General features: G+C 72.3%; 7 protein-coding genes. All 7 read right to left on the bottom strand.

What is annotated here, in order from left to right:
* A partial coding sequence (locus GXY85_00770) for a response regulator (protein NLW49360.1) occupies positions 1-228 on the bottom strand: 228 nt, incomplete at its 3' end.
* 31 nt (positions 229-259) lie between these two features.
* Complete coding sequence (locus GXY85_00765; GenBank protein ID NLW49359.1) at positions 260-2,008, bottom strand: hypothetical protein; 1,749 nt, start codon at positions 2,006-2,008, stop codon at positions 260-262.
* Positions 2,005-3,405, bottom strand: a complete 1,401-nt coding sequence (locus GXY85_00760) for a hypothetical protein (protein NLW49358.1) — start codon at positions 3,403-3,405, stop codon at positions 2,005-2,007. Before GXY85_00760 ends, GXY85_00765 begins: the two co-directional genes overlap by 4 nt.
* Positions 3,406-3,514: 109 nt before the next feature.
* Positions 3,515-3,838 carry a hypothetical protein gene (locus GXY85_00755; GenBank protein NLW49357.1) on the bottom strand — a complete coding sequence of 108 codons (324 nt, stop codon included), beginning with the start codon at positions 3,836-3,838 and terminating at the stop codon, positions 3,515-3,517.
* Between the two features lie 333 nt (positions 3,839-4,171).
* Positions 4,172-5,485 carry a GAF domain-containing protein gene (locus tag GXY85_00750; protein NLW49356.1) on the bottom strand — a complete coding sequence of 438 codons (1,314 nt, stop codon included), beginning with the start codon at positions 5,483-5,485 and terminating at the stop codon, positions 4,172-4,174.
* Positions 5,486-5,507: 22 nt separating this feature from the next.
* The gene (locus tag GXY85_00745; protein NLW49355.1) at positions 5,508-9,245 is read right to left on the bottom strand and encodes a protein kinase; all 3,738 of its coding nucleotides are present in this window, start codon (positions 9,243-9,245) and stop codon (positions 5,508-5,510) included.
* Positions 9,242-10,630: a sigma-54-dependent Fis family transcriptional regulator gene (locus GXY85_00740; GenBank protein ID NLW49354.1), complete on the bottom strand. Its 1,389-nt coding sequence runs from the start codon at positions 10,628-10,630 to the stop codon at positions 9,242-9,244. Before GXY85_00740 ends, GXY85_00745 begins: the two co-directional genes overlap by 4 nt.
* Positions 10,631-10,890 lie beyond the last annotated feature (260 nt).

The raw sequence follows: 10,890 nt of genomic DNA, 5'->3' as shown, positions 1-10,890 counted from the left end.
GACCACCTGCGGCTTCGGGGCCATCCCCGCGATGTGCGAGAGCACAGACAGGCCGTCCCGCTCGGGGATCACCATGTCGAGCAGAACCAGGTCCACGGCGTTGTGATCCAGAAAGTCCACGGCGGCGTCACCGTCGGTGACGGCCCGGACCTCGTACTCGTTGGCCAGCGCGGCCACCAGGCTTGCGTTCATGCAGTCGTCGTCTTCAACGACCAGAATCCTGTCCATCGCCTGCTCCTTTCTGAGACTCTTCGCCGGGTTACCGGCCCTTCAGTTGTCTCAACTCCTCCAGGTGTGAGATTCGTTCGATGTACTCCCGGCACATCTCCTGGTAGACGACCGACTGCGTGGAGTCCCTCAAAAGCTCGAAACGCCGACGGGCCGCCGCCAGGTTGCGTCGGTCGTAGTGGTGTACGCCGAGGCGATAGTGGGCGTCGTCCAGTTCCGGTGCGCCCGGGTACTCCCTTTCCAGTCGCACCAGGAGGGCCTGCGCCTCCTCGATGCGGTCGGTGCGCAACAGGGCCGTGAACATCACGATGAGGCACCACATGCGCTGCGTCGGGTCGGTCAGTTCGGCCTCGACGGTTCGGAGCGTTTCGTAGGTCTCCGCGTTCTTCCCGCCGACGTAGTAAAGACTGCCCAGCATCAGGCGGCCGCGCGCGTCCAGCGGGCCGTGGGCGGCCTGCCAGCGCTCCAGCGCCGAGGCCACGGGCTGGGGCACGCCCGCCTTCAGGGCCTTGTCCGCCAGCCGCAGCAGGTTGTCGCGCGCGCGTTCGGGCTCCTCCTTCGCCAGCGAGAGGGCCGCGTAGGCGTCGACGAACGGCGTTGCCTCCGCGCGCCGGCCCTCGTCCAGCAGGGCGCCTGCGCACTGCCCAAGCATCAGGGCGCCGCTCATCCAGGGCTCGCGCCCGGCCAGGCTGTCGTCCAGCACACCGGCCGCCAGGGTGCGGGCCGCCGTGCGCGCGGCCGCGTAGTCGCAGCGCGCCCGAGCGGCGAAGTAGCGCAGCAGGCCGGCCTCCGAGCGGCGCGCGCCGGGCGGCAGCGACTCGAAGGCGCTCCTGAGCCGCTCCTCGACCGGCTCCCACAGGCCGTTCAGGCGCCCGTAATAGTCCGCCGGGGACGCCGCCCCGGCGGTCTGCAGCGAGCGGACGCAGCGCCACTCCGCGCAAACGTATGCGTCTGCGCGCGCGGCGTCCGTGGGCGCCTCGCCCAACCGAACGAGCGCGGCCCGGGCGGCCTCGTCCGCTGCGTCCGGCTCCAGCGGCCGTCCGGTGTCCGCCGTGACGTCGGGGTCGGCCAGGTCCTCGAACAACTGCAGGTCGGGAGCGACCAGACGGTCCAGGAAGACGGCCGAGACGACGGCGTTCGGGCTGTCGCCGCGCTCGATGACGATGCGCAGGTCGGCGGGGCCGATGGCGGCGTAGCGGCTGTACTTGCCCTTGAGGAAGTCCGCGATCTGCGAGGTGACCAGCGGCTCGTCCTCGCCGGCGGCGTAGATGCGGATCCGGTAGGAGCGGTACTGGACCCAGTCGACCTCGAAGAAGTAGAGCGACAGGAGAAACGGGCCCTCGGGGATCGACAGGCGGAAGTGCAGGTCCGGGCCGGCACCGAGCGGCCGGACCTCGCCGTGGTCGTCGTAGATGGCCGGGGTCCGCCGCAGGCCGCTCGGCTCCCGCAGCACGCTGCGGTCGCCTTCGGCCGGTGCCGTGGATCGCCACGCGCGGACGGCCTCCTCGGGGTCGCCGGTGGCGGCGGAGAAGTCGATCGGCCAGCCCTCGCCCCCGTACAGGGACGACGGCGCGCGCATCCCGCAGAGGATGTACACATACGAGCCGTAGCTGCCGATCCAGTCGCCGCGGGTGTCCGCGTCGTCCGGCAGAGCCACGACGAACGGTCGGGCCGCGCCCTCGCCGTCCTCGGCCCGGGCGGCCTCCGCACGCGGGCCAACGAACGCCGACAGCGCCGCAAGCAGCAGCAGGGCCGAAAGGACGTGCACGTGTTGCCTCACTGCGCTTGCCCCTCCGTGTCCGGAGCTGCCGGGACGTACGCCATCCGCACCTGCGCGGCCGCCTCGGGGCCGGCGGTCTCCGCAGGCGTCGACAGGACGTGGCACCGGGCGCCCGCGATCACCGTCGGCCGGAGCGACCACGGCGACTGCGAGCGGAGCGTCAGCACGCCGCCCTCCTTCAGGACGACCGTGGCGGTGTGGGTGCCGTCCGGCGTGTCGCGGCCGAGCGTCGGTTCGGCGGGCGCCTCCTGCACGGGCACCGCCAGCGCGAAGTGCACGGCCGGGGCGGCGCCGTCGGCGGCGCGGGCGGTGCAGCGGAGGGTGCCGTCAGCATCGAGGGAGGCCCGGCAGACGGCGGGCCGCCCGCCCGACTCGACCACGGCGCCCATGGGCGGCGCCCCGGCGGCCGAGGCGGAGCGGTGCAGCCATTCCAGGCGCGGCTCGACCCAGGCCAGGCCGCCCTCGGCGATCTTCCGCCCGGCGGCGTGGACGGCCGCCCGTCCGTAGGCGTTGACCTCGCATACGGCGGCGCCATCGGGCGCCGTGGCGCCATCGGGCGCCGCGGGGCCGTCGAGGGTGGCGCGCTGCACGGATGCGCCTCCCAGACGCATCTCGAACGCGAACGAGCCCGTCTCGCCCCGGCAGAGCGAGCGCGTCAGTTCGGGGTCCGAACCCGTCAGCCAGTAGGCGTTGACGTGCCAGAACCGGTAATCGCGGAGCTGCCAGTCCAGGGTGCCGTCGCCTGCGATGCTGACGTGCGGCGTGCCGCCGAACGCGATGTCCGCCGCCCGGGCCCTCTCGCTGTGAACGTCCCAGAAGCCCAACGTTTCGGGCATCTCCGTGGAACCGAAGCCGGGCCAGAGGTCGATGTGCCCGTCCGGCGCCTTGTCGACGGGGACATGGAGCGTTACGCCGCACGTGGTGATGACGCGCCGGGCCAGCGGGGTCACCTCGTAGGCGACCCGCAGGCCGTTCGGGAGGACCTTCGTCTCCTGGACGTATGAGAACCGCGGCGTGCCGTCGACGTCGTGCAGCGTCCCGTGGAAGATCAGCGTGGAGACGTCGCCGGGCGGCGTGTGCCAGCCGTCCTCGGCGCCTGATCTGCGGATCTGCGTGCCCCATTCCTTCCACTCGGGGCGCGCGTAGACCAGCCCGACGTCGAACAGCGCACGGCCGTCCCGCGACACCATCAGGGCGCCGTTGCGGGTGAAGTCGACGCGGTAGCCGTCCACGAGGGCGTAGGGCAGGTCGTCGCCGGGCAGGACCAGCCCGGGGGGCGGTTCCTGCGCCGATGCGGACAGGGCGAGCGCGAGGAGAAGGGCGCCGACCACCGCGAGGCGGCGGCCGGAGGGCCGGCGACCGGCGCTCGGCGGTCTGTGTGTTCGGGTGAGGTTCATTCGGAGCACGCCAACTCGAGGAGGTCTGCGCCTGCGGCGCCCGGATCCGAGGCCGCGGATCGGCGCGCTCCCGCGTCGATCCGCTCCTCTCGGACGGCGCTCAAGGGGCTCAGCTTCCGGACGGCCGGCACTCGAACACCGGGCCGGCGTCCACTTCGACCGTCATCCCGGGCGACACGTTCACGGCGCCCGTCATGAGCAGCACGGACATCTGGGGCTCGATCGCCTCCCGGGCATCGATCCAGGCCCCGCCCACGCCGCGCGGCTCGGCCTCCACGCTCCCGAAGACGGCCACGGGCGGCGTGAGGGACAGGGGGAACATCGGGTCCTCGAAGTCTTCGGCGAGAGCGGGGGGCGCCAGGACAACGACGACCGTCAGGGCCAGAACGAGGGCCGTCATCCGGGCCAGAAACCGGCCTTCTGCACTCCGCATTGCGTCTCCTCCTGAGATGGACCCGCCGTCCGGGCGGTGGGCCGCCCCGTGCGGCTGTGGGCCGGACCGGCGAACACACGTTTGGACCAAGGACGTGTACCCTCCGATTTAGCAACCGCCGTTCCGTCCGTGCGCGGCGGCCGCATTTTCCGGAGAGGTCCTCATGGTCAGGAGGGCGCTACGCCCTGTGATTCCGGGGCTTGCGTGGGCGCGTGCATTCCTCGGGACACCCGGTCAACCGCGTGCATACGGCCGGGCGCGGAGCCGGTCCCGCAGCCAGCAGCGGTGTGCGGACAGGGGGCCGGGGCACAGGCCATGGTGCCGCCGGCGCCGTCAGGCGCCGCTCAGCGGCAGCGAGACTCGGAACCGTGCGCCGCCGTCCGGGACGTTCTCCGCTGTGATGCGTCCGCCGTGCTCCCGCACGACCTTCTGGCAGAGCGCAAGTCCCACGCCGGACCCGATCTGTTTGCCGGTACGGAACGGCTCGAAGATGCGTTCCAGGTCGGCCTCGGGGATGCCCGGGCCGGTGTCTTCCACGATCACCTCCACGTGGCCGGCGCCGCGGCGCCGCACGGCCAGGCGCAGTTCCCTGCGCGGCGCGGCGGCCATGGCTTCGAGGGCGTTCTTCAGGAGGTTCACGAGCACCTCGCGGATCCGCTCGCCGTCGGCGAAGACGGTTGGCACGTCCTCGGCGAAGTCCGTGCGGACCTCGACGGCCTGCTCCCGGACCTCCGGCGCCAGGGTGTCCAGCGCCGCCTGCACGAGCTTGCACACCTTCAGCGGCACCTTCAGGAGCGGCGTCTGCCGGGCGTATTCGAGGATCTGGCTGACCGCGCCGTTCAGGCGATGGATCTCGCGCGGCACCATCTCGAACACCTTGGCGCGGAGGTCGGGCTCCTGCCAGCGGTCCTGCAGGGCGCCGAGCATGATCTGGATGGAGCCGAGGGGGTTCTTCACCTCGTGGGCGATGAAGGCGGCCACCTCGCCGATGGCGCGGAGGCGTTCGGCCAGGGCCAGTTCGGCCCGGGCCTCGTTCAGGTCGTTGAAGAGTTGGGCGTTGCGCAGCGCGATGCCGATGTGGTTGGCGAAGACGCCGAGCAGGTCAAGCGTGTGCGGGCTGAAGGCGCCGGTGACCAGGCGGTTGTCGGCGTAGACCACGCCCAGCAGTTCGCCGCGCGCCGTCAGGGGGGCGGCCATGACCGAGTGGAGCTGCAGGTTGATGACGCTGGAGACCTCGGCGAATCGGGGGTCGCGCGTGGCGTTCTCCACCAGGACGGGCCGGCGGTTGTCGGCCACGTCGCGGACGACGGCATGGCTGACCTCGTTCTGCGGGTTCGGTACGGGTCGCCCCTTGAAGGTGACGGCCGCGCGGAACCGGATCTGCCGGTCCGGCAGCAGGTCGGCGATGAACACGCGTTCGGCCTCGAAGATGTCGATCACCTGTTCGGCTGCCATCGCCAGGACGCGTTCCACGTCCAGCTCTGCGTTGATCTGTTCGATGACCTGGAGCAGGTCCGCCAGGCGGTCGTCGTGAGTGCTCGTGGCGGGGTCGGCGGAACGGCGCAGCGCCTGCTCGGTTGCGTGCAACTGCACGCGTGCGCGTCGAAGGGGGTCGTCGCCGCCCGGCGTCGCTTCCTTCTCTGTCACCTCGTCCTCCCTCGAACTCGTCTCAGGATTCCGCGACCTGTGCGTTCAGCGCGGATGCGGCGTCGAACAGGGCCTGGCGTCGCGGGTCCGCCAGGAACACGGCACGGTTCCCGGGCCTCAGCAAATGGCTTGCCACCCGTTCCACGTTGTCGAGTGCAGTCCGCAGATGGAGCATGGCGAATCGCGGGCGGCCCAGTCTCATATGCGAAAGCGCCAGCAGCAGGGAGACTTCTGCGATCTCGTCCCAGACACGGGCCCTCTCGAAGAAGGAGGACGCCGCACTGAGTTCGGCGAGGGCCTCGTCGGCGCGCCCCATGGCCAGGAGGATCTTGCCCCGGACGGTCTGAGCGACGGCAAGGACGGGTTCGTGGGAGGACGCCTCGGCCTCGGCGCGGGCGGCGCATGCGAGGTCGTACGCGGCCGGCCTCTCGCCCGAACTCATCATGACTTCCGCGAGCCTCGCGGTGCCCAGGGCGTGTCGCTCCTTCCAGTGCCGCTCCTCGCACAGCGTCAGTGCGGTCCGGAGGTGTTCCCGGGCAGCGAACCATTGGCATCGGAGAGCCGCTATCTCGCCCAGTGTCCTGTGCCCGGATTCGAGAAGGACCTCCAGCCCCGATGCTTCCGCCAGCTCTATCACGGTCAGTGCGGATTGCCAGGCGGCAGGCAGGTCACCGAGAGCATACTGCGCTCGAGCCAGTCGGGTCATCGCGTGACAGCACACGCGGTGGTCGCCGGGCAGCAGGGCGGCCGCGTCTTCCGCCCCTGCAATCGCCGCCTCGAGCAGACCGCTGGAGGCGTGCAGTTGGGATAGGTTGACAAGAGCAGTTGCGCACCCCATCAGGTGCCCCAGCCGTTCCGAGATGGCCAGAGCGGCTTCGTAGTGCTGCGCTGCTTCGGCCCACCCACAGCCCTTCTGGTGCACGGACCCGAGGCAGACCAGGGCCCGGGCAAGCTGGCGGAGGTTCCCGGTCTCCTGGAGTTTCGGCAGTGCCTGACCGATCAGCTCCGTTGCGCGGTCCCAGCGTTGGCCCAGCATGGCCACGTAGCCGAGCGCGGCCAGGGCCGCCGCTTCGTCGCTGGCAAGGCCGGCCGCCTGCAGTCCGCGTGCCGCCTGTACGAGTGCCTGTTCCGACTGTTCCAGCGCGCGCTGCTCCAGGTGCACCAGTCCGAGGCCGTGCAGGGTCTTTGCCGTCAGGCATTCGTCCCCGAGTTCGCGTGCCAGCCGGGCGGCTTCCTCGTACCGGTTCTGGGACTCGGCGTACTTGCCCTCATAGCAGTCTGCACCGCCCAGCAGGAGCGTGATGTTGGCGCGTTCGGCTTCCTGGGGGGCCGTGCATTCGTCGCAGGCCGCGAGCGCGCGGTGGAGTATGCGGCGGGCCTCCGCGTAGCGGCCCGCCTCCGTGCAGGCGTGGCCGAGCTTGCGCAGGAGGCGCACGCGGTCCGGGGCGGCCAGGTCGCGGGGGCGGGCGGCCTTCTCCAGCAGCTCGACGGCCTCCGGGAAGCGCCCGCGCGCGGATTCCAGGTCCCCGGCCGCCTCCAGCAGTTGCCGCCGGGCGGGGCCGCGCGCACGGGCGAGCGCCAGGCGCACCAGTTCCAGGTTGGCTGTATGCGGGCGCCGCCCGGCCTCTCCGGAGAGCAGGGCGAGCACGAGGCGCACCCCCTCGCCGGGCGTGCGGCCCTGCAGCCGGTGCCGGGCCACCGCCGCCTCATCGCCGGCGGCCGCCAGGGCGTCGGCCAGCCGGTCGTGCAAACGCTTCTGCTGCGCCCGGGTCGTCCCCTCCAGCAGCGCGTCGGCCAGCCGCGGGTGCTGGAGCTTGCAGAGCGTCCCGCGGTCCGTCGGGCGGCAGGAGACCAGCCGCGCCGCCGGCCCGGTGCGCAGCATGGGCAGCAGTGCGTGCGCCTCCAGCCCTGCGGCCGCGGCCAGTGCGGCCGCAGGCACCTCGCCGCCCACGGCCAGGAGCCGGAGCGCCCCGCGCCCCTGCTCGTCCAGTGCCCCGGCCGCGTCCGCCAGCAGCGCCGAGAGCCCGTCCGGCAGGGACGCGGCCAGGTCCTCGCGCACGCGCACGCCGCCGCCCGGGCCGGCCGAGAGGGCGCCGTGGGCGATCACGTGTTCGAGCGTCAGGCCGATGACCTCCGGCGACCCGCCGCCGCCGTCGGCCAGGGCCTCGACCGCCGCGGCCGGGGTCGCCGAGGGCAGGGCGGCGCGCACGAGCGTTCTGCGGTCCTGGCGGCTCAGCTCTTCCAGGGCGACCTCCACCAGCAGGCCGTCCCGGCGCCAGGCCTCCAACGCCGTCGAGACCGCGTCGTTCACGGGCGCGCCGTCCGGCACTGTCAGGCCGAAGCCCATGCCGTTCCGCAGCGTGCCGCGCATCAGGAACAGCAGGCACTCGACGGCGTCCGGCGGCAGGGCGTGCACGTCGTCTACCAGCAGGGCGGCCGGGCGCGCGCGGGCGTTCGCCACCAGCCGGTCGGTCACGGCGTTGCAGCGCCGCAGCAGGGCGGGCGGCAGGCGCACGGTGCCCTCGGCGGGGCCCTCCGGCAGGCCGCCCGAGGCTGCCGGGAGCGCGGCGGCCCGGTGCGGCGGCGGGGTGCCCCCGGCCCAGCGCTCGACGGCGTCCAGGAGGCCGTCGGCCGTCTGCGGGCCCTCCAGGCGCAGGGCGTGCAGGCCGGCGCACTGCGCGCGCACCTGGCACTCGCGGAGGAAACGGCTCCTGCCGAGCCCCGCACGGGCGCGCACGAGGACGGCGCGCGCGGGTTCGGGCGGGACGGCGGCCGGCGGCTCCAGGGCCTGGTCGAAGGCGCGGAGGGCGGCCTCCCGGCCCACCAGCGGGGCGCTGCGCACGCGGCCCAGGAGCGTCTCCGGCGTCTCGGCCGGCCGTCCGGTTCCGGCGGCCTCCTCGATGGCGGCGATGGCTTCGGAGGCGGTGCGGTAGCGTCCTTCGGGATGCTTGCTGAGCAGGCGTTCCAGGACGCCGGCCAGCGCGCCGGCGTCCTGCATGCGTGCGGCGGGTGCGGCCAGATGCTGGGCGGCCAGCTCGCCGGGCGCGCCGTCGAAGAGCCGGCGGCCTGTGAGCGCCTCGAAGAGCATGACGCCGGCCGAGTAGAGGTCGCTGCGCGCTTCGGGCGTCCCGCCGGCGACGACCTCAGGGGCCATGTAGCGGAGCGTGCCGCGTGCGCCGGGGGGCGCCTGGTCCGGGCCGGCCGCGCGGACGGTCAGGTGGAAGTCCAGCAGCCGGGCGTATGGGCGGCCGTCAGAGACGCCGCACAGGACGTTGCCCGGCTTCACGTCGCCGTGCACGAGGCCGGCGTCGTGCAGGAAGGCGAGGCCGCGCAGCACCTCGACCATGACCCCGCAGGCGAGGACGGCGTCGCGGCCGGCCGCGGCCGCGCCGGCAGCGGCCGCGCCGGCGCCGAACGGGACGCCGTCGACGAACTCCATGGTGGTCAGCGCGAGCGGGCCGCCGGGGGGGATGTCGAGGTCGAAGTAGCGGGCCAGGTTCGGATGGTTGAAGCGGGCGGCCAGTGCGAATTCGGCGCGGGCGGCCTGGCGGGCGTCCGGACGGCCGTTCAGGACGGACAGCTTGGCGGCGCGCACCTCGCGTCCGGCGGACAGGTCGGCGACCTTCAGCACGCAGGCGGCGGCGCCGGTTCCGACGAATGCGAGCACCTCATAGCGCGCGCCCAGGGCGTTGCGGACGTCGGCCTCCCGGATCCCCGGGCGGCTGAGGGCCTCGACCCATGTGCCCCGAGGTGCGTTCATGGCAGGGAGGGGCTTTCCTCGCGGATGCCCAGCTTCTTGATCTTGTTCTCAACCGTGTTGCGGTGGACGCCGAGCGCGCGGGCCGTGCGGCGGTGGTTCCAGTCGTGGATGCGTAGTTGCTCTTCGAGGAAGCGGCGCTCGAAGTCCCGGATCACGCGCTCCAGCACGTTGCCGTCCGAGGCGGCGGCGGTCTCGATCTCCACGGTGCAGGCGAGGATGTGGGCGGGCAGGTAGCGCGTCGTCACCCACTCGCCGTCCTCGAGGGCCACGGCCATCTCGATGACGTTCTGGAGTTCGCGCACGTTGCCCCGCCACCGGTAGGCCGTCAGGAGTCCCATGGCCTCGGGCGTGATGCCCTGGAAGGACCGGTTGGTCCGGGAGCAGTGTTTGTTCAGGAAGTAGCGGCAGAGCGCGGGGATGTCCTCCTTGCGTTCGCGCAGGGGGGGGACCTCGATCGGGACGACGTTGAGCCGGTAGTAGAGGTCCTCGCGGAACTTCCCCTGGCGGATCGCTTCCATCAGATCGGCGTTGGTGGCGGCCAGCAGGCGGACGTCGACGCCTATGGTCTCCTGGCCGCCCACGCGTTCGAACTCGCGGGTCTCGACCACGCGGAGGATCTTCGACTGCATCTCGGGCGACGTGTTGCCCACTTCGTCCAGGAAGAGCGTGCCTCCGTGGGCCAGCTCGAAGCGGCCTTTGCGGGTGCCGGTGGCGCCCGTGAACGCCCCCTTCTCGTGGCCGAACAGCTCGCTTTCCAGCAGCGTGCCGGAGAACTGGGCGCAGTTGACGGCCACGAAGGGGCCCTCGCGCCGGTTGCCGTCGCAGTGGATGGCCCGGGCCACCAGTTCCTTGCCCGTGCCGCTCTCGCCCGTGATGAGCACCGTCGCCTCGGACCGCGCCATCTTGCGGGCAACCGCCAGGATCGAGAGCATCTGGGGGCTCTGGGCCACGATGCTGCCGAAGTGGAAGGGGCCGTACAGCTCGTTGCGCAGCCGCTGCACCTCCGTGCGCAGGCGCCAGTGCTCGTGCGCCTGCTGCACGCACAGCAGCAGGTCCTCCTTCTCAAAGGGCTTCTGGATGTAATCCAGGGCACCGGACTTCATCACCTCGACGGCCACCGAGATGTCGCGCGATACGGTGATGACCACCACGTCCAGCGGCATGCCCGTGGCGCGGATCTCCTGCAGAAGCTCGGTGCCCGGCCCGTCGGGAAGCCCCAGGTCCAGGAGCATCAGGTCGGGCCACTCGGCCCGGAGCATGGATCGCGCCTGGGCCAGCGAACGGGCCACGCGCAGCCCATACTGGGCGCCCAGGATCATCTCGACCGCCGTGACCATGTGATCCTGGTCCTCGACCAGGAGGATGCGGTAGTTGGACTTCGGCATTGTTCGACTGCTCCCTGAGTCTGCCGGGCGGCGGTGGTTTCCGGGCCGGAACTGCCCCGGTACTTGTGCCTCCGGGCGCGGACAGCACAAATGTCAGTGCCAGAAGTGTACACCCGCGCGGTCCGTTCTGTCAAGACGCCCGGGCAACTCGATCCGGTCGGCATCGGACCGTCCGGACCGGCCGGCGGCGCGCCGTTGCGTCGGCCGCCACCCGTGCGCCCGTGTCGGGCGGCGTGTGCGCGGGACGGCTCGGGGGGCGG

It is taken from the genome of Candidatus Brocadiaceae bacterium (genome assembly GCA_012728835.1).
In the GTDB taxonomy this organism is placed as follows: Bacteria; Planctomycetota; Brocadiia; order SM23-32; family SM23-32; genus JAAYEJ01.
Note: the sequence above shows the minus strand (reverse complement) of the source record. Positions and strands in the feature narration are given on the sequence as shown.